The sequence below is a fragment of the Clostridium sp. DJ247 genome (assembly GCF_014231265.1).
This window is the reverse complement of record NZ_JABAIW010000026.1, coordinates 41,840-61,631: the sequence shown is the minus strand read 5'-3', so window position 1 is coordinate 61,631 and position 19,792 is coordinate 41,840. Positions and strand designations below refer to the sequence as shown.

The following is a 19,792-nucleotide window of genomic DNA, read 5'->3' as shown; positions in this document are numbered from 1 at the left end:
AAGAACTGACAGCATATCACGGGATCAAGCCAAGTTTCTAGGTTGTTTATCTATATAGGATTCCACCATAAAATTTAACTATTCTTCCATTGTAAATGAATTTTTCTCAATTTATCTATAATATCTGGTATAACCTGAATTAGATAATCAATCTCATCCTCCGTTGTGCTTGATCCTATAGATAGTCTTAGAGATGCTTTAGCCAATTCCTTGGATAAGCCAATGGAAGTTAATACATGAGAAGCTTCAATGGCTCCTGCAGAACATGCACTTCCAGTAGAAGCACATATACCTAAAGTATCCAGGTTTATAATAAGAGCCTCACCTTCTATAGATTCAAAACTTACATTTATATTACCTGGCAACCTTTTTTCACCAACAGGTCCATTTAATTTAGTCCCTGGTACTTTAAGCAGTCCTTCAATTAACTTATCTCTCAATATAACAAGCCTTGAACTTTCTTTTTCTAAATTAGCAACAGCTAATTCTATTGCCTTACCCATACCGACAATTCCTGGAACATTTTCTGTGCCAGCTCTCCTAGCTCTTTCTTGTGCACCGCCGTGTACTAAGCTGTCTATTAATGATCCCTTCCTTATAAAAAGAGCTCCTACACCTTTAGGCCCATAAAATTTATGAGAAGACATTGAAAGTAAATCTATATTCATGTCGTTAACATCAATAGGTATATTCCCGACAGCTTGAACAGCGTCAGTGTGAAACAAAACCTTCTTTTCTCTGCATATGTTGCCTATTTCTTGTATAGGTTCAATAGTACCGATTTCATTGTTAGCAAACATTATTGATACAAGTATAGTTTTATCAGTTATTGCCTTTTGTAAATCATTAAGATTTATAAAACCGTACTTATCTACAGGGAGATATGTAATATCAAACCCTTGCTTCTCTAAGTATTGGCAAGTATGCATAACTGCATGATGTTCAATACTGCTTGTAATAATATGATTTCCCTTAGCTTTAAGTGCAAAAGCAGCTCCTTTTATTGCCCAGTTATCTGCTTCCGAACCGCCTGCAGTAAAGAATATCTCGTCGCGTCTAGCACCTATAGCTTTAGCTACTCTCTCTCTTGCAGTATCGATGGCCATTTTAGTCTTTCTAGATATATGATATACCGATGAAGGATTCCCATAATATTTTGTAAGATATGGATACATTTCTTCCAATACAGCTGGTTTTATAAATGTGGTTGCTGCATAATCCATATAAATTTCTCTTTCCAAATTAATCGCCCCTCTATAATTATAATAAATATTATAAATTTAAACTTAATCCAGATTTGTTTTTCCCATTACCAAATTTTATAAAATAAAATTCTGAGTAATATGGTATGATATATATTCTATTTTTAAAAAATTAATTTGTCAATATTGTATTACAATTATGGTACTATAGTAAATTAAATACATTTAATAATATCATAAATTAAATATAAACTTTTTCTAAGTTAAGTACCCATATTATAACTCACAGAATATATACAACTAAATATAAATTATAATTCAATTAACTCTTTTACATCCTTATAAACTAACATTGCAGATATACCACCATAATACCTTATTATTTGGTCTATAACAATGATAGGTAAATCAAACCCTTTATCTATTAATTCATGAACTCTAGTATAATTGCTTTGAAACTCTAAGCTTTCTATATCTATAAACTCAACAACTATATTATTCTTAATATCACTACTTAAAAGAGAGTTTTTAAATTCGTAAAAACCCTCTTCCATAGTTTCACATGTTTTATTATTGGAATTAGAACAGCAACTACTATTTGATACAGCTGAGGCACATTTATGACCACTGCATTTGCTGCATCCACTAGAGCTGTTCTTTTTTTTGCTACAATTACAACTTTTTATAGGCATTGGATGATCTTTTTTACCAAATACTTGAATTTTAATTTTCGCATCCATATATCAAGTCCCCTTCTATTTGAAATTTATGGTGATAATAATATATTATTGTACTACAGTTTCATATATTAAATTAATTTTATTTATAATAACTAGTTTAACTTTTTTTCTTATATCTAAGTTTCCACTGCGGAACCCTACACTATACTTATCCTAATAACCACATATAAATTGGAACAAATACCAAACTGCATATAGTTGTTATAACCGTCATTATAGTTGCATATTCGTAGTCGGCATTAGAGTTCTTGGCTACTATAGCTGTGTTAGTCATAACAGGCATAGAAGCTTGGATAACAAATACTTTTTTCATAAGTAGAGGCACCTCAACAAATTGTGCAATTACCAGTATGAGGATTGGAGAAACAAAAAATCTTCCTAAGAGTATAGCTATCATGTCAATAGTTAACGTTAACTTTTTTATATCAACTGAATAAATAGTTATACCTATAAAAATCATAGAAATAGGTGTAGTTAAGTTACCAAAATATCTGCATGTATCTAGAATGAATTTAGGCAAATGAATATTTAAAAGTATTAGCACTATCCCCGCTAAAAAACCCATTAATGGCGGTGATATTATTCTCATCAGTGTGTCTTTTGAAAATAAGTTATCTGGATTAGTATCTCCATCTTTACTTATTCCATAACTTCCTATTGTCCAAAATAAAGTAGTATTTGCAATATAGTACAGTAAAACATAAGGTATACTGTTTTCTCCAAATAAGGCCATATTTATAGGCAATCCAATAAATATAGAGTTAGATACGAAAAACATTGACTTAAAAGTACCAATGCGCCCTTTCTTTACCTTAATAACTTTAGAAACTACTATACTAACAATATAGCAAATAGCCATTGACACAAAAGGAATAATTAGTCCTTTTCCCAGATGGCTCAATTTTTCTTTATTAAAGTTTTCGGTTAAATTAGATATCATTAAGCAAGGTAGTGCTAAATTACATACTAATCTTGAAAATACTTTAGAACTCTTCTCATCAAACCACCCTCTATACGTAAGAACATATCCAAATAAAATCATTATTACTATACTTAATACACTACCTAAAGCATTAAAAACCGTCATTTTATCACTCCTATTCTTGTCCATTATATTATTGCTTATATTTTGGAAAATTAAAAGAATTCCCAGAATGATATTTATTTAATAAAAAATAATCTCAAAAGACTGCATTTTATAGCAGTCCTTTGAGATTATTCTTTTAACTGCTGGTATTTTCTAACTTCTCTAATTAAGTCTTCATCTTCAAAAGGTTTTACTACAAACCCCTTAGCACCAGCTACAATTGCTTCTCTAATTATAGTCTGTTGTCCCATAGCAGAGCATGCTATAATATATGCTTTAGCATCTAATTTTATAATTTCTTCTATTGCAGTTATTCCGTCTGTTTCTTCCATTGTCAAATCCATAGTTACTATTTCAGGATTAAGTTCAATATATTTTTTTATTGCTTCCCTACCATTTGATGCTTCTCCTACTACACTAATATTATTTTTATTGAATATGTCTATGATAATGTTCCTCATAAACTTTGAATCATCTACAACTAGTACTTTCATGTTAAACTTATTCTCCTCTACCTTTATTTAAATAAATATATTAACTATATAATAAATTACATTATATTAAATTTGCATTAGCGTAATTATGATTTCTATACATTAATTTAATAAACTTTATAATTTAATTTTAAAATATTCTATAATTTTTTTCAAATATTATTTTACTTATAACTAATAAACTTATAGCAAATAACATTGTAGTAAAAACTTAAGTATTTTATATTTTTAAAATTGGATATTAACAATATTAGTTATATAAATAGTATTGCACTAATATAATAAAGGTATAAATAACTATTTAATATAATAATAAAAACAAATATATTTTGATTTTTTACCATAATATGATAAAATATTAACTATAAATATACTATATTTTAAAAAAATAAAAAGGAGTAATTTCATGGATAACTTAACTACTTATATTTTAGGAGCTGCACAAATAACACTTTTAGATATAGTGCTTAGTGGTGATAACATTGGTATAATTGCTCTAGCAACAAGAAAATTACCTGAAAAATACGCAAAAAGAGCCTCTGCTATAGGAGTTTTTGCTGCTGTTCTCTTGAGAATCATATTTGCATGCTTAATAACCTATATACTAATGATAGAGTGGTTACCTATTAAATTAGTAGGTGGCATATTATTGATTAAAATTACATGGAACTTTATAAAACATGAACCTGAAAAAGAAAATACAGACATAAAGGGTTCAAATAAATTTATGGGTGCAATATGGAGTATAATAATTGCAGATATAACCATGAGTCTAGATAACGTGCTTGCCATAGCTGGGGCTGCTCACGGTAATATGCTTCTTATAGTTTTTGGCCTTGTAATAAATATACCTATTATATTCTTTGGTAGTCGATATGTAGCTAAACTTATGAATAGATATCCTATTACTACATATATAGGTGCTGCAGTTCTTGCACACACTTCTTTTAAAATGGTGTTAGAAGACAACCTATTACTTCCAATTATACCCGATATTATAGCACTAATTATTCCTTATATTGCGACTTTAATTACATTACTATACGGTATATTTGTAGCAAATAGATCTATAAGCTACAGCTTTAAAGAGTTTAGAAAGAATCATTATAAGATATAGACACTTATAAAATCAAAGGAAATAAGTCACTAAAGTGAATTATTTCCTTTGATTTTATAAGTCACTGTAAACTGCTTTAAATACACGAAGTATCTCTTATATTCTACTCTTCCTCAAATAATACTAAACCTATTAATCCTGGACCACTATGTACACCTGCTACAGGGCTTATGCATCCCCCAAATACTGATGTTGTTATATTATGGTGTTTAGAAACTTCATCAAATACTTTCTTTGATTCCTCTATAGCATATCCATGCATAGTATAAAGCCTACATTTTTTATCACTTAAAATTTTATGTGCTATATGTATCAATCTGTTGAGAGATTGTTTCCTGCCTCTAACCTTATCATAAGTGTAATATTTACCATCATTAATATCAATTGATACAATTGGTTTTATATTTAAAAGTTCAGCAATAGTACCAGATACTTTCCCTATTCTTCCACCTCTTTTTAAATATTCTAAGGTTCCAACAACAAAAAATAAATTGATTCTCTTTCTTATAAGTGGAACTGCTTTTACTATATCATCAAAGCATTTTCCTTTTTCTATAAGTTTTGCACATTCTTCTACTAAAATACCCTCTCCTGCTGAAATAGATTTCGAGTCGTAAATAAACGTACTTATTTTAGGGTGATTTTCAGCAACTATTCGTAAACCATTATATATACCTGAAAGTCCCGTTGATAGCACAATGGCAATAGCGTGAGTATATCCTTCTTCTTCTAGTGATTTAAATAAGTTTTCCATGTCATTCATAGATGGCAAGGATGAAGTTGGAATTTCGTTTTTAAAATTTTCATAAACCTCTTCAGGTGTTATTTCAAATCTATCTTTATATTCTTTATTCTTATATATAATTCTAAAGCATAACAATTTAATATTATATTTTTCTAGTAACTCATCAGGAATATCACTAGTTGTATCCGTTATCAAGGCAATCTTATCCAATACTTATCCTCCTATAAAATCTATACAATCATTACTAAAAACAAAAGTAATAATATGAATATTTTAATTATAACGTATTTAAATAAATAGGTTATTAACACATATTATTATATCATTATTTATTTGATTATCAATACGTACATCTATTAATTAATAGATATGTAGTACTTTTTTACATTTTCAACTATAATTTATATTATTAGCATTTTTTCTATATTTATTAATTTAAAATTAACAAAAGGATATGTTGAAACCATATCCTTTGCATTAATTATTTTCAACACCAACAATAGTTATATTTCTTAAATTCCAATCATAAGATAAGTCGTATATTTTATCATTTTCTAAGTTTCTTACTTTTGGTCTAATTGTGCACTGTTCATTGTTATCCACTACTATTGCTCGTTTACCATTACTCAGCAGTACTATAGCTCCTAAAGGATAAGGGGCTATTCGTCTAAGAAAAATTTTTACAAGCTTAGGATCAAAAATTTGTCCGTTATTTCCCATTATATATTCGATAGCTTCAGATGGTATATATGCTTTTTTATTAGGCTTTTCTGTAACCATATTGTCATAAGCATCGCAAATGCTTATTATTCTTCCAAAACGGGATATTTCCTCTCCTTTTTTACCATCAGGGTAACCTTTTCCATCAAACCTTTCATGATGCTGCAATATACCAACATAACTTGTTACAGGTATATTATAGTATTGTTTTATATATTTATATCCTTTATTTACATGACTTTTATATAAATCCATATCAGTTTCAGTTAAATTTTCTTGATTATCTATTATATTCTTAGGTATAAATACCTTTCCAATATCGTGGAGCAGAGCAGATATAGTTAGCTTTTCAATAGTTACGGAATCTAAATGCATAGCAATACCCATAACCGATGATAAAACAGCAACGTTAACTGAGTGACTATAGATTAAATCATCGAAGGTCTTAATATCAATCATATTTATCATTACATTTTTATTTTGAAGAATTTCCAATATAATATTTTTAGCAATGTATTCAACCGTAGTTAACACATTAGTTGCATTCTCATAATTATTATATATTTCTTTAACAGATTTTACTGCATGAATTCGTAATTCATCTGATATAACACTTTTTATTTGTATATCATGAGATATAGTATCTTCTATGTATACGCCATTTATTCCCAACTTTACAAGACTATCTATATACTCCTTAGTAAGTATTACATCACTAGCTAAAAGTACTACTCCATCGCTAGAATAAATATTTTTACCAAGCTTCATACCCTCATTTAAACAAAGGGTAGGCACATATCGCATAAAACCACTTCCTTTCATTATTCAAGCGACTGTTATTTAATAAGTCATTATTAATAATATATAAATATTGTCGTAATATAATTGTTTAACTTTATCACAAGTATAGTGCTCCAAGTTCAGAACTTCATCTACACCCCGGGATATGCTAAGTTCCAAACTCAAAATTTAGCATATATAAAAAAATATCTACTACATATTAACATCTAATATAAATAAATAAGAGTTTCAGAAAATGAATGTATATAGTAACCTAATAGTGACACTAGACTACTATATAACTCCCCTCTGAAACTCTATGTTCATTTTTACACTATTTTTAGCTTGTACTTAAATTGTAATAAATATTTTCTAAGTAATTACACAAAGATTTCTATATATTGTATTTGCACATAATCTAATTTTACACTTCTTCATATTCTACATCAATAATTTTACCATTAGAAAAATTATTGTTATTATAGCTGCTTTTCTCTTTATAGACTTGTTGTTTATAAATGTTTTTCTCTTTTTTATGTTTCTTAAAATATTTTCTTCCGCTATTAAATATCCAAATCCCTAATATAGCAACAACCAACAAAGGAAGCACTTTAACAAATATAAGTGCAGCTACTACGAAAAGTATTAACCTTAAAGCTGTTGAAAAGTTTCTATTTATATATTCCATAGTTTTCCCTCTTTTCTTTCAATAATCCTATAGTTAAATTATATTATTATGTTTCAATTATATCACATATTTTATAAAATGGTATTAATTATTACTTAAAATTGTATTAATAAAGTGTTAACTTCAGATAAGTTACATATATTTTATTTTCATGATATAATTAACATATCAGTAGTTAGATAAGTATTAGATGTTGTATAAAAAGGAGAGGAAACTGTTATGCGTTTAGTAACTTTCAAATTAAATAATAAAGAACTATTGGGTGTGCTATCAAATGATAAAACTTCAATAGTCTCATTAGAGAACATTTTACCCAACTATACTATGATAAAACTTATTAATGATTTTGATCATAGTATAATTAGAAAAATATCTTTGGCATTAGAAGATGAAAAAACTATTCCTCTAAAAGATGTAGTTTTAGAATCTCCTATTCCTAATCCACCGAGAGGCATCATTTGCTTAGGAAAAAACTATAAAGAACACATTAAAGAAGTAGCAAAAGCTATTGATAGCGAACATGACATCCCTAAATTTCCTATTTACTTTTCAAAGCTTGTTGATAGATGTATTGGTCATGGCGGTATTATACCTTCACATGAAAACTTAACAAATTCACTAGACTACGAAGTTGAATTAGCTATTGTAATAGGTAAGGAAGGAAAAAATATACCAGAAGATAAAGTAGAAGAATACATATTTGGATATACTATTCTAAATGATGTTTCTGTAAGAGATTTTCAAAGGAAACATGTTCAGTGGTTTAAAGGAAAAAGTTTTGATGGAACTTGTCCTATGGGACCTTGCATAGTTTCTAAAGATGAATTTAGTCTTCCACTAAAACTCCATGTTAAATCCTTTGTAAACGGAGAACTTAGACAAAACTCAAATACCAGTGAATTTATTTTTGATATTCCTCGTATAATAAGTGAGTTTTCAAAGGGTATAACCTTAAAACCTGGCGATATAATTGCAACAGGTACTCCTGCTGGAGTGGGAATGGGATTTAATCCTCCTAGATATTTAAAGCCAAATGATGAAATAGAATGTTTTATTGAAAATATAGGAACCTTAAAAAATACTGTATTATAAATAAAATTGTACAAATTAATAAAGAGCCTATAATTCCTCTTGGTAAATCTTTTTGTGGATTTTCAACTTCTTCTGCTGCAGTTGAAACTGCAGCAAATCCTATATAAGCGAAAAATATTACAGATGCTCCAGATAAAACTCCATCAAATCCATAAGGCATAAATGGAACCCAATTTGTCAATTTAACATGACTAATCCAAGAACTATAAACAAAAGCACCACTATTACTTTAATAGCAACTATTATATTTTTAACATTAACATTTTGCTTAACCCCTACCAAAAGCAATCCTGTTATGCATGCAATTATTATATCCCCAATTCCAAGCATGGTTAACTCAAATGATCCTAGTACTTTTTAGAGATTTCTCTCCGCTTGATTTTACTATTATTATGCTGTTTTTTAATATTAGTTACTTTTAATTTTTTTCTTCTTTCTCCATAGTTATTCCTAAACTTTTCCTCATATTCATATTTATTTATTTTATTCCAATTTAATAAGGGTACCCTAGAAATAATTTTTAGTATATCATTAATAAGTAAATTTAAAACAATATTCATATGAATTTTTGAAAATTTAATCTCTTATAATTATATACCCACTTAAAATTACTAATGTATTCGTATTATATTGTGAGGTGGTTCTATGAAGTTAAAGGACAATTTATTTGATAATAAAGACGCCTTTATACAAGATAATAAAAAGTTTATATATGCAGCTGCTAGTAAAATTTGTAAAAAAATTCTCCGTTGGGAAAATGACGACGAACTAAGCATCGCTTTAATTGCTTTTAATAACGCTTGTGACACATATAAGGAAGATAAAGGCAACTTTTTTAACTACGCTAAAGTTTTAATAAAAAATTCTCTTATAGATTACTTTAGAAAAAGTTCTAATAATCCATATCTAACTTTTAGTTCTGAAGATAACGACTTGGAATATATCGATTCTAAAAATTCAATGAATAGATATGAGATGGAACAAGAAAATTTGAGAAGAGGTGAGGAAATTAAGTTTTTTTCCAAGGAACTAAAAGAGTATAATCTTTCTTTTGAAGTACTGGCAAACTCCTGTCCTAGTCATAAGGATACAAAAGACAAGCTTTTAAATCTAGCTTTTGCTATATGTAAGGAGAGTTCAATAGTAGATTATATTCGCAAATATAAAATGCTTCCTACTAAACAAATTTGTGTTCTCACTAATTTAAATAGGAAGTTTATAGAAAAATGGAGAAGATATATAATTGTTTTAGTTTTAATTCTTTCCAATGAAAACTATGTTTACTTAAAATCTTATTTAAATATAAAAGTGGGTGATAACAATGGACTCTAAAAAAGGAATGGTTATGGAAATTAACAAAAACACTGTATATATGTTTACTCATGATGGAGAATTTGTTAAAGTAAAAATTAATAAAAGCAAACCTATACCCTGCATAGGGGAAGAATATTCAGGTATAATTAATAATAATATTTTTTTTAATACTAGTTCTCTTAAGTCTTTAGTTGCTGCTAGTATAATGTTTTTAGTATTATTAGTTGGAGGTGGCTTCTACTCATACTATAAACCAGTTTCTAGTATAGTTATTACTATAAACCCTGCATTAGAGGTTAAAGCCAATATATGGAATAGGATTATTTATATAAAACCTTTAAATGAAGATGGGAAGAAACTTTTAGGTGAAATATGGTTGAAAAATAAAAAGGTAAACGATGCAATATCTATTGTTTTAAATCAGGCTAAATTAGATAAGTTTATAGATGATAACTATGTTAGCACTGGTAAAGTTGTCACAATAAATATAACCGGTAAAGAAATTGATACAGTAAAACTTGAAAGCATATTGTCCAATGAAAATATAAGTGTAAATGTACTTAATAACGGTGTTACAATTTTTAAGAAAGATTTAAGTAAAGATGGTAAAACTATAAATAATAATGATTATAAAGATGGAGTAAACTCGTCTAAAACTCCCGCTAGAGATGCTTCAGATAAGGAAGATAAAACAAATAATCATTCTAATAACTCTAACAATAAATATAATGAAAACCGTGAAACAAAAGCTATTGATAAAACTAAGGATAACTATAATAATATCAATACTCATAAGAAAACTAGTGATAATGAACAAACAAATAAAAATAATAATCAAGTTAATGAAAAAGATTCTCAAGATAAGTATGATAACACTAAGGATAATGAGGATAAAAATAATCAGGATAAAGATAGTAACACAAAAGATCAGTCTGAATTAGAAAAGAAGAATGATAAAAAAGATACGTCTAATAAGAAATAAAATATATATCCAAAACTCATTTAAATAATTTGCTTTAAAAGATATTATACTAGGGCATTTACAGATAACTTTTCATAATTAAAAAGAAACACTATAAAATTCACCTACTTTTAATGAGTATTATAGTGTTTCTAATTGGTCATTATTTAATTTTTCTCTCAGCAAACTCCTGAATTCTGTCAAAAGCTATTTTCAGTTTGTCTATAGGTAATGTGCAAGCTATTCTTATATATCCTTCTCCTCCACTGCCAAAAATACTTCCAGGTATAACTTGTACTTGTTTTTCATTTAACAATTTTTTAGCAAAGTCTACAGAGCTTAATCCTGTATTCTTTATATTTATAAATAGATAAATAGCTCCTTGAGGCTTTAATACGTAAATTCCTTTAATTTTCTTTAGTCTATAGTAAGAATAGAGCACTCTATTTTTATACTCATCTATTATATCTCCTTGGATGTCTTTTCTATGACGTAATGCATAAATACCTGCTCTCTGCGAAATAGAACTGGCTGAAAAACATATACTTTCATTTAAATTCTTCATACAGTTAACTATATAATTAGGTGCAACTACATAGCCTATACGCCACCCCGTCATAGCAAAATCCTTAGAAAAACTTCCAACAGTTATTATTCTATCTTTTGCCTCTTCAAATGTAAGTAATGGTTTAAAAGGCTTTTCAAAGCTAAAGGCATCATATACCTCGTCTGTTATTATCATAATATCTTTATCTATAGCTAACGCAATAATCTTACGTATATTTTCCTCATTATAACAAAGCCCAGTAGGGTTATTAGGCGTATTAATTATAATAGCCTTAGTTTTATTTGATATTATACTATTTAATTTATCTATATTAATATTAAAATTTTCTTTTTCTGTAGTTTCAAGAAATACGGCAGTCCCCCTTCCAAGAGCCACCTGATTCTTATACATAGGAAAAGATGGATTTGGTATAATTACTTCATCTCTATCATCAAGTATACATTGTAAGGTTAAAAATATACCATGGCAACCACCTGCAACTGCCATAACTTCATCCTTTTTAATACATATATTATATTCATCATTATAATATTTAATAACTTCATCTATATAGTCACTATATCCTTCAGGATTTGTATAATGAGTATATCCTTTTTTAGCATCCTCAAATGCAGAATTTATTATAATATCATGAGTAGTCAAATCTGGATCTCCTAAACTCAAATTCAGTATATCAGCTCTACAAATCTCAGCATCTGCTGTATCACCTAATGGGTTTTCCATATTCCAATACTTTTTGGATAAGAACCTATGTCCCATATATTCACCTTCTATTATTTGTTTCATAATATATTATATTATTCATTGATGCATATAGTATCTAGTTTTTTTAAAACTTTACGATAACCTGTTTTAGCTAGCTCGTTATCATATAATTCCTCATATCCTATTTCATCTATATTTACATTTAATATTTTAATAAAGTTTTTATCGTAAACCTTTTTTAAGAATAGTTCTATATCGGTTTTTACTATATCAAAGGATTTTTTATCAAAGTAATTAATGTTAGTAGCATCTTTATTTAATTTTTCTATAATACCATACAATTGATATATATAGCTCAGTTCCTTTAATTTAAAATCTGCTTTTAGATATGCAACACCACTTGAATAGTTTTTATCCATTGGAATTGGATATATGTCTACATTTTCCTTGTTAACAAAAGTCTTTAAGGTTCGTATACAGATAAATAAAGCAGTACATATATCTAATCTTATAATATTAGCACACTCACGGCTTTTTTTAACTCTTATACTTTCTGAATATCTCCTATTATCCTCTACTATCTTATTTTGCACTTCTATAGTTTTATCTGTAGATTTTTTAGTTACTATCCAACTAAATATACCTCCTATTACAGCTCCTATTACTATGGAAATGGAGGAAATTATGGATGTAATAATATACTCTGGAAAATTTGAGAATGCATTAATCATTCAATCACCTCAGCTTACAGTTTAAATATAATATTTAATAGTTAAATAAAACTTTAAGACTACACTAACTATAAATCTGGAACTTCTAAATTATGCATAACGTGTATTATTTTTTCCTCTCAAAACTATTTTATACTATTTTTTAGATGTGCATATAATATTACTGAAGGAGTGATAAAATTGATTATTGGAACCTCAAAAATACATCTATTTGCAAATTGGGTTCATTCCTTGAAAGAAAAAAGAAGAATTGTTAAAAGCATTGTTAACAAAGTTCAACACAGATATAATGTTTCTATCGCAGAAATTGAAAATCAAGATTTACATCAGTCTATAGTTATAGGAATTGCCTGCGTAACTACAGATAAAAAACATGCGGATAACATAATACAGAATGTAGTTCGATTTATAGAAGAAACTACAGAAGCTGAACTACAAAATGTAGAAACGGAATTACTTTAAGAGAAATAAATCCTGTATAAATCTTTTTTAGATTTATACAGGATTTATTTCATATATAGATTTATATTGCTTTTTTATTTTCATCAAAATTTCCGCATATATCAACTAATTCTTCAATGCTATCAATAGTATAATCTGGATTATACCTCATAAGCTCTTTTAATGATAATGCTGTATAGTTAACTAGACAAGTATAACATTTTGCATTTTTTCCACATAAAATATCATTATGACTATCTCCAACCATGATAGTTTCTTGTGGTAAAACATTAAGTAACTCACAAGCCTTCAATGCTGGTTCTGCTAAAGGCTTATGCTGCTTTGTATCTTCTGGAGTCACAATAACGTCCATATAATCATATATGCCTATTAAGTTAAGCCCCCTTCTTGCTAGGTTTCCCCTTTTTGACGTTACAACTCCTAGTTTTATTCCGAGACCCTTTAAACCCTCAAGACCTTCTCTTACTCCCCTAAATATAGTAGCCTTGTTATCATGATTAGCTTCATTATATTCCCTAAAAACACTTACCATTAAATCTGCTTTTTCTTCATTATAGCTAGCCATAGCATCTCTAAGTGGTTCTCCGAAGGTTTTTACAATTTCATTCCTAGGAACATCCTTATTAAATAATTTTTTAAAAGTATGATTGAAACTTTCGATAATAAGTTCGTTAGTATTAATTAGTGTCCCATCTAAATCAAATAATATAGCTTTAATCATAAGGTTCCTCCTATCAGTAATAAAGTTAAGCTTTATTACATTCGCTTACAACAAATATAGTAATATTTATTTTTATATAATAACATATGCTGCTTTATACAACAAGATTATAAGTTTATAATACAGCTGAACTTTATCAGATAACTGCCCGCTCTAATACTCCCACTTGATTCAAGTTTTACTTTATTTATTATTATGAAAAAGCTTTAACATGTTGTGATTTAGTATTTCATCGGAATATTTTAGTTCATTACTATATTGTTCCTTAATATTTTTAAGTTCATCTGTTTCCGGTATAACCTTGCCAGATTTTATATCATAATATGTATTGGTCCATGATACATAAAAAACATTTCCATCTGTAAATGAACCGTTTCTAAATATTACTTTGCCTTGGTGAGAATTAAGCATATCCTTTCCGAACATATAGTCATTAGGTAGATTAAATAAATTAGCTAAAGTAGGATATAAATCCATCTGACCAGAATATATATGATTTATCCCTTTATATTCATCTTCAGGGAAGTGAATAATCAAAGGAACCTTTTGATATTGAAACCACTTAAGATCATCTACATTGGTGACATTTTCAAATTTGTATAAATCTTCAATGTTATCTTTCGGAATAGCAAAATGGTCACCATATAGGGCTATGATAGAATTTTCAGTTATACCTTCCTTATCTAGTTTATCTAAAAACATACCTAACTGTTCATCTGTATAATGAATTCCTTTTAAGTAGTTTCCCAGGAGAGTTCCCTCATATTCTCCAACATCGAAATCTCCATAACCTTTTACATAATCATAAGGAAAATGGCTACTTAGAGTAATAGCAAATGAGTAATATGGCTCTTTAAAAGATTTTAATTTATCTATAGATTGATTTAAAAAAGATTTATCACTTAAACCTAACCCAACCTCTTCATCAATATTAAAACTACGCTGTCCATAAAAATCATCAAAACTTTCAGCTTTATACATAACATTTCTATTCCAAAAACCTTCATTATAACCATGGAGAGCTGCTGTGTAGTATCCTTTATCCTTTAACTGTTTTGCTAGGGAGTTATAGTAATTTCCACTGTAGGTATAATAAGCAGCACCTGATTCAGCTGGATAAAGAGAATTATTTGACATAAACTCTGCATCAGAGGTATTTCCCCCAGCTACTTGATAAAAGTAGTTATCAAAGTACAGACTTTTATTTAACCATTTATTTAGATTTGGTGTTATTTCTTCACCATTTATTTTTTTATTAATAACAAACTGTTGCAAAGCTTCAACCTGAATAACTATTAAATTTTTACCTACTCCTTCTCCTTGTAAGTACGACCCTTTTTGCTCATTATTGATTTTAAGGAATGATTTAATTTTGTCTTCTTCATCAACAGATAAGCTTTTTGAGTTTTTTATTTTAGTGCTAACATAATTATAGGCATCTATTGCATGGAAATTTAAATTTCCAATCATCTTAGTTAGGTATATTCTATTGCTCATAGCACTCAAAAGCGTAGGTTGTTCTTTTGATACTGTATAAACATAATTTATATCTAAACTAACGCCTATAAGTACCAGTATAATAAAAATACAAAACTTTCTTACTCTAGATTTTTTTCTTACTAAAGTATTCCTTTTAATGTATTTAACAACAGGAAATAAAATAACTATATCAAGTAGGTATAGCATATCTTTAAAGCTAAGGAGACTACCTATACTAGAAGATACGCCTCCTAACAGTTTAGCATTTTTTAATGCAGATACAGTTATAACATCCTTAAAATATCTATAATACATAATGTCTGATACCAATATTATAGTAATAATTATATCCATAGTGTAAAGAAAACTTATTCTCTTTTTTTCTCTAAAAAGTACAGAAAAACTTACTAAGATTAATATAGAAGCAACTATGGGCTTTGCAACTTTTACATACAGATATTCTGGTGATATCTCATTTGCATAACACATAATTTTTATAAATAATATTATTGAAAATATCAATATATCAATGTTATTTAATACTAAGGCAATAAATTTATTATTCCTCATACTTTTGACATTCATCTCATCACCTCTCATGAAAGTTTATATATCTATGTTATAATGTAATAGTGACACTATAATGTCAATACTATTAATAATTTGTAAATAAAAAAGCAGAGTTAGTCTGCTTTGTATAAATTATTGATGATTTATTTTAATTTAATTTATCAATAATAAAATAAAATTTAACACCCAAATCTGTATTTATTACTCCATATTCACTTTTGTGCAAGTCTAAAATATTCTTAACTATAGCAAGACCTAACCCTGTTCCACCAAATTTTCTGTTTCTTGATTTATCTATCTTGTAGAAGTTATCCCATATTTTATTTATTTCTTCTTTGGGAATTTGACTTCCTGAATTTTCTATAAAAATAAGAGCTTTTTCTTTCTTATCCTCTATACCAACTTTTATTAGCCCCTTGGGGTTAGTATGCCTAATAGCATTGGTAACAAAATTAGTAATCACTTGTTCCAATCTATGCCAATCAGCTTTAACTTTAATATTTTCTGTTAAATTCATTTCAATTGTTATATCTTTCTCACCTATTATAGTATAAAACTTTTTTAATGTGCATTTAAGCAGTTCATCTATATAAAAATCTTCCTTAGTTAGCTTAAAATTTCCAGATTCCAATTGGGATAAATCCAACATATCAGCAACCAAATTTGCCATTTTATTACTTTCATCTATTATTACATCAGTATAATAATTTTTCTCTTCAGCATCAAATATATCATCCCTCAACCCTTCGGCATATCCTCCAATTAAGCTTATAGGCGTTTTAAGCTCGTGAGAAACAGCGGCTACAAATTCTTTCCTAGCTTTTTCTAATTTTCTTTCTTTTTCGATATCTTCCTCTAATTTTATATTAGCATTTTTTAAAGAGGTCAGTGAATTACTTAAATTTTCTGATAGAAAATTTAAAGTATCAGCAAGATGTCCTATTTCATCTTCTCTTTGTATATTACATTTACTTGAAAAGTCTAATGAAGCCATTTTCGAAGCAGCTTGATTTAAAGTTAACAATGGTTTTGATACCATATTTGAGTAAACTAGAGATAATATTATTATTAAAACTACCGCTCCAATATAGAAGTAAAAATAAAATTCTTTTATAACTGAAGATGCCTCACTTACAGGTTGTAGTGAAGATAATGCAAAAATAACCTCTCCCGTGTTTATATTTGGTGTAGCACTGACAATATTTTTAAATGGATCATCTTTTCTTCCTGTTATAATTGTTACTGACTTATTATCTTTTTTCATTTGCAGCAAAACATCTGAGTTTATTGTCCATTTTCTTATTACATCATTTATTATTCTAATCCTAGCAGAATCCACTTTTTCGCCGTAAGCTTTAGTAATAAATTTTAACTTTCCACTGTTATCAAGAATTACTATCTTTGCATTACTGCTGTCTTCAAATTCTCTAATTAGGTCTAAAACTTTTTCATCATTTCCTGTTTTATTATAGGTTATTTTAAATTTTTCTATTCCTTGCTGCAGGTCATGCCTCTTTTTTTCCATATAAAACCTGCCAAAAAACAAAGATTGTATAATCAGGGTGCTGCTTATAAATATAATAAATACTAGAGCTGTAACTATAAATAATTTTAAAGTTATGCTTTTCTTTATTTTACTTATATTTAACTTGCTTAGATTCATTTCTTCACCTCAAATTTATACCCTATACCTCTTACTGTAGTTATTAAATTAGCTTTTTCCCCTAATTTTTCTCTTAATCTTTTAATATGTGTATCTACGGTTCTTAAATCTCCATAATAATCTAGTCCCCAAACACTATCTAATATTTTTTCTCTACTAAGAACTATATCTTTATTTTTTATAAAATAACATAAAAGTTCAAATTCCTTTGGAGACAAATAAATTTCTTCATCATTTATTTTTACCTGATGGAACTGCTCATTTACATTTAGTCCATCATAACTTAAATCTTCATTTTTTGATGCTTCCTCAGCATAAGCTCTTTTTAATACGGCTTTAATTTTAGCCACTAACACTTTTGGACTAAAGGGTTTAGTAACATAACTGTCTATGCCAAGCTCAAAACCCAAAAGCTGATCTTCATCTTCAGCTTTTGCAGTAAGCATAAGTATAGGAATATTAGAAATTTTTCTTAACTCTCTACAAGTACGCCACCCATCCATAATTGGCATCATTACATCTAATACCACAAAATGAATAATATTATTTTTAAAGATTTTTAATGCTTCTTCACCATTTTCTGCATTAAAAACTATAAACCCGTCTTTTTTCAAATATGCTTCTATAAGCACTCTCATTCTCTCTTCATCATCTACTATAAGTATTGTTTTATTCATAGTTAACCTCTCAAATTCTTTTACGTAAAATTATACCATATAATTATATAGGAAAAAGGTGCTTGCAATCAAATTATGTACAGCACCTTTTTATTTATTCAAATCTCAATGCATCAATTGGATTCAATTTTGAAGCTTTACTTGCAGGATATATACCAAATATTATACCTAAAAGAACTGAAAATATAAAAGATGCTATTACCACATTATTAGATATAACAATTGACATCTTAAATATGTTTTTAATTCCATAAGCGGCAGCATAACCTGCTAGTACACCAATTATTCCTCCTAATCCACTAATACAAGTAGCTTCAATTAAAAATTGCATTAATATGGTCTTTCTTTTAGCACCAATGGCTTTTCTAATGCCAATCTCTCTAGTCCTTTCCATAACTGAAACAAGCATAATATTCATAATCCCTATACCACCAACTACTAAAGATATAGCTGCAACTCCACTTAACATAGTAGTCATACTATCATTAGTTTGATTTGCTGTATCAAGTAAGCTTGTCTGACTAGATATCCTGTAGCTTTTAGTATCATTATTAAACTTTTTATTTAAAAATAATTGAAGATACCCCATAGCTTCATCAATTTTGTCCTTACTAGTACCTTCCACATAAAAAGTCCTTATATTAGTATCTTTGAGTAACCTTTGTGCGGTACTAAGAGGTAGTATTATTTGATCATCGTTAGATGTACCTGCCCCTACTCCACCTTGTTGTTGAAGAACTCCAACTATAGAAAAATCTACACCACTTATATTTATAGTACTTCCCACAACATCTGTAGTTTTATATAGTGTATTTGCAACATTTACTCCTAAAACTGCAACTTTGTATCTGTTATCCACATCTCTCTGATTTATAAATCTTCCAGCAGATACGCTAACCTTTCTTATCTCAGTGTAATTTGGAGTTGTAGCTACAATATCTGTGGTAGAGGTATTGTCTCCTCCTTTGATGTTAATATTATTTGCTGAAAGCATAGGAGCAATATCCTTTATACCTGGTTTTGACTTCAAATCATCAATTTCCTTATTGGTAACAGCTTTATTTCTATTACCCATTATATTTACTGTTATCAAGTTAGTTCCTAACTGCTCTATATTAGATGCTACCTGTTGCTTTGTTCCTTCTCCCATGCCAACTAGAACTATAACAGAGGAGATACCGATAATTATCCCTAACATAGTTAAAAAAGAACGCATTTTATTGCTGCAAACAGAAGCCACAGCCATTTTTAGTAGTCTATTAAATCTCATGATTTC

The 19,792-nt window shown here is 28.2% G+C and carries 19 protein-coding genes and 1 pseudogene; 5 read left to right on the top strand and 15 right to left on the bottom strand.

Annotated features, from left to right (window positions below; all coding sequences use genetic code 11):
- Positions 1-74: 74 nt before the first annotated feature.
- From nifS to HGI79_RS11960, 4 genes are all read right to left on the bottom strand, one after another.
- Complete coding sequence (gene nifS / locus HGI79_RS11975; protein WP_185650931.1) at positions 75-1,223, bottom strand: cysteine desulfurase NifS; 1,149 nt, start codon at positions 1,221-1,223, stop codon at positions 75-77.
- Positions 1,224-1,513: 290 nt separating this feature from the next.
- Positions 1,514-1,942, bottom strand: a complete 429-nt coding sequence (locus tag HGI79_RS11970) for a hypothetical protein (RefSeq protein WP_185650916.1) — start codon at positions 1,940-1,942, stop codon at positions 1,514-1,516.
- Positions 1,943-2,090: 148 nt separating this feature from the next.
- Complete coding sequence (locus tag HGI79_RS11965) at positions 2,091-3,029, bottom strand: AEC family transporter (RefSeq protein ID WP_185650915.1); 939 nt, start codon at positions 3,027-3,029, stop codon at positions 2,091-2,093.
- A 128-nt stretch (positions 3,030-3,157) separates the two neighbouring features.
- Complete coding sequence (locus tag HGI79_RS11960; RefSeq protein ID WP_185650914.1) at positions 3,158-3,523, bottom strand: response regulator; 366 nt, start codon at positions 3,521-3,523, stop codon at positions 3,158-3,160.
- Positions 3,524-3,929: 406 nt separating this feature from the next.
- Between HGI79_RS11960 and HGI79_RS11955 the strand changes: the two genes are divergently transcribed.
- Positions 3,930-4,640: a TerC family protein gene (locus HGI79_RS11955; protein WP_185650913.1), complete on the top strand. Its 711-nt coding sequence runs from the start codon at positions 3,930-3,932 to the stop codon at positions 4,638-4,640.
- 103 nt (positions 4,641-4,743) lie between these two features.
- Here HGI79_RS11955 and HGI79_RS11950 read toward each other — a convergent pair whose 3' ends face one another.
- The 3 genes from HGI79_RS11950 to HGI79_RS11940 all read right to left on the bottom strand — a co-directional run bounded on the left by HGI79_RS11950 (position 4,744) and on the right by HGI79_RS11940 (position 7,573).
- Complete coding sequence (locus HGI79_RS11950) at positions 4,744-5,595, bottom strand: DegV family protein (RefSeq protein WP_185650912.1); 852 nt, start codon at positions 5,593-5,595, stop codon at positions 4,744-4,746.
- Positions 5,596-5,862: 267 nt separating this feature from the next.
- Entirely contained in the window at positions 5,863-6,909 is a 1,047-nt protein-coding gene (locus HGI79_RS11945; protein WP_185650911.1) for an HD-GYP domain-containing protein, read from the bottom strand.
- 400 nt (positions 6,910-7,309) lie between these two features.
- Positions 7,310-7,573, bottom strand: a complete 264-nt coding sequence (locus HGI79_RS11940; RefSeq protein ID WP_185650910.1) for a hypothetical protein — start codon at positions 7,571-7,573, stop codon at positions 7,310-7,312.
- Between the two features lie 219 nt (positions 7,574-7,792).
- On the opposite strand from HGI79_RS11940, the gene HGI79_RS11935 reads away from it, so the two are divergent.
- The gene (locus HGI79_RS11935) at positions 7,793-8,665 is read left to right on the top strand and encodes a fumarylacetoacetate hydrolase family protein (protein ID WP_185650909.1); all 873 of its coding nucleotides are present in this window, start codon (positions 7,793-7,795) and stop codon (positions 8,663-8,665) included.
- Here the strand turns inward: HGI79_RS11935 and HGI79_RS11930 are convergent.
- Positions 8,658-8,977: pseudogene (locus HGI79_RS11930) on the bottom strand (amino acid permease); the annotation flags it as partial. The gene HGI79_RS11935 and the pseudogene HGI79_RS11930 sit on opposite strands and share 8 nt — an antisense overlap.
- A gap of 333 nt (positions 8,978-9,310) precedes the next feature.
- On the opposite strand from HGI79_RS11930, the gene HGI79_RS11925 reads away from it, so the two are divergent.
- Both HGI79_RS11925 and HGI79_RS11920 read left to right on the top strand, forming a co-directional pair.
- Positions 9,311-9,997, top strand: a complete 687-nt coding sequence (locus HGI79_RS11925) for a sigma factor (protein ID WP_185650908.1) — start codon at positions 9,311-9,313, stop codon at positions 9,995-9,997.
- A complete protein-coding gene (locus HGI79_RS11920) occupies positions 9,987-10,961 on the top strand; it encodes an anti-sigma factor domain-containing protein (RefSeq protein ID WP_185650907.1) in 975 nt (324 codons plus the stop codon). Before HGI79_RS11925 ends, HGI79_RS11920 begins: the two co-directional genes overlap by 11 nt.
- Positions 10,962-11,103: 142 nt before the next feature.
- Here HGI79_RS11920 and HGI79_RS11915 read toward each other — a convergent pair whose 3' ends face one another.
- A complete protein-coding gene (locus HGI79_RS11915) occupies positions 11,104-12,294 on the bottom strand; it encodes an aminotransferase class I/II-fold pyridoxal phosphate-dependent enzyme (protein WP_241428198.1) in 1,191 nt (396 codons plus the stop codon).
- Positions 12,295-12,305: 11 nt separating this feature from the next.
- Complete coding sequence (locus tag HGI79_RS11910; protein ID WP_185650906.1) at positions 12,306-12,944, bottom strand: hypothetical protein; 639 nt, start codon at positions 12,942-12,944, stop codon at positions 12,306-12,308.
- Between the two features lie 180 nt (positions 12,945-13,124).
- On the opposite strand from HGI79_RS11910, the gene HGI79_RS11905 reads away from it, so the two are divergent.
- Positions 13,125-13,406 (top strand): DUF503 domain-containing protein, encoded by a 282-nt coding sequence (locus tag HGI79_RS11905; protein ID WP_185650905.1) that lies wholly within the window; start codon positions 13,125-13,127, stop codon positions 13,404-13,406.
- Between the two features lie 61 nt (positions 13,407-13,467).
- Here HGI79_RS11905 and ppaX read toward each other — a convergent pair whose 3' ends face one another.
- From ppaX to HGI79_RS11880, 5 genes are all read right to left on the bottom strand, one after another.
- Positions 13,468-14,127 carry a pyrophosphatase PpaX gene (gene ppaX / locus HGI79_RS11900; RefSeq protein ID WP_185650904.1) on the bottom strand — a complete coding sequence of 220 codons (660 nt, stop codon included), beginning with the start codon at positions 14,125-14,127 and terminating at the stop codon, positions 13,468-13,470.
- Positions 14,128-14,310: 183 nt separating this feature from the next.
- Entirely contained in the window at positions 14,311-16,191 is a 1,881-nt protein-coding gene (locus tag HGI79_RS11895; protein WP_185650903.1) for an LTA synthase family protein, read from the bottom strand.
- Positions 16,192-16,324: 133 nt separating this feature from the next.
- Positions 16,325-17,839 carry a HAMP domain-containing sensor histidine kinase gene (locus HGI79_RS11890; protein WP_185650902.1) on the bottom strand — a complete coding sequence of 505 codons (1,515 nt, stop codon included), beginning with the start codon at positions 17,837-17,839 and terminating at the stop codon, positions 16,325-16,327.
- Complete coding sequence (locus tag HGI79_RS11885; RefSeq protein ID WP_185650901.1) at positions 17,836-18,516, bottom strand: response regulator transcription factor; 681 nt, start codon at positions 18,514-18,516, stop codon at positions 17,836-17,838. The genes HGI79_RS11890 and HGI79_RS11885 overlap by 4 nt, the downstream gene beginning before the upstream one ends.
- Positions 18,517-18,610: 94 nt before the next feature.
- On the bottom strand, positions 18,611-19,786 hold the full coding sequence (locus tag HGI79_RS11880; protein ID WP_185650900.1) for an ABC transporter permease: 1,176 nt from the start codon (positions 19,784-19,786) through the stop codon (positions 18,611-18,613).
- Between the last annotated feature and the right edge of the window lie 6 nt (positions 19,787-19,792).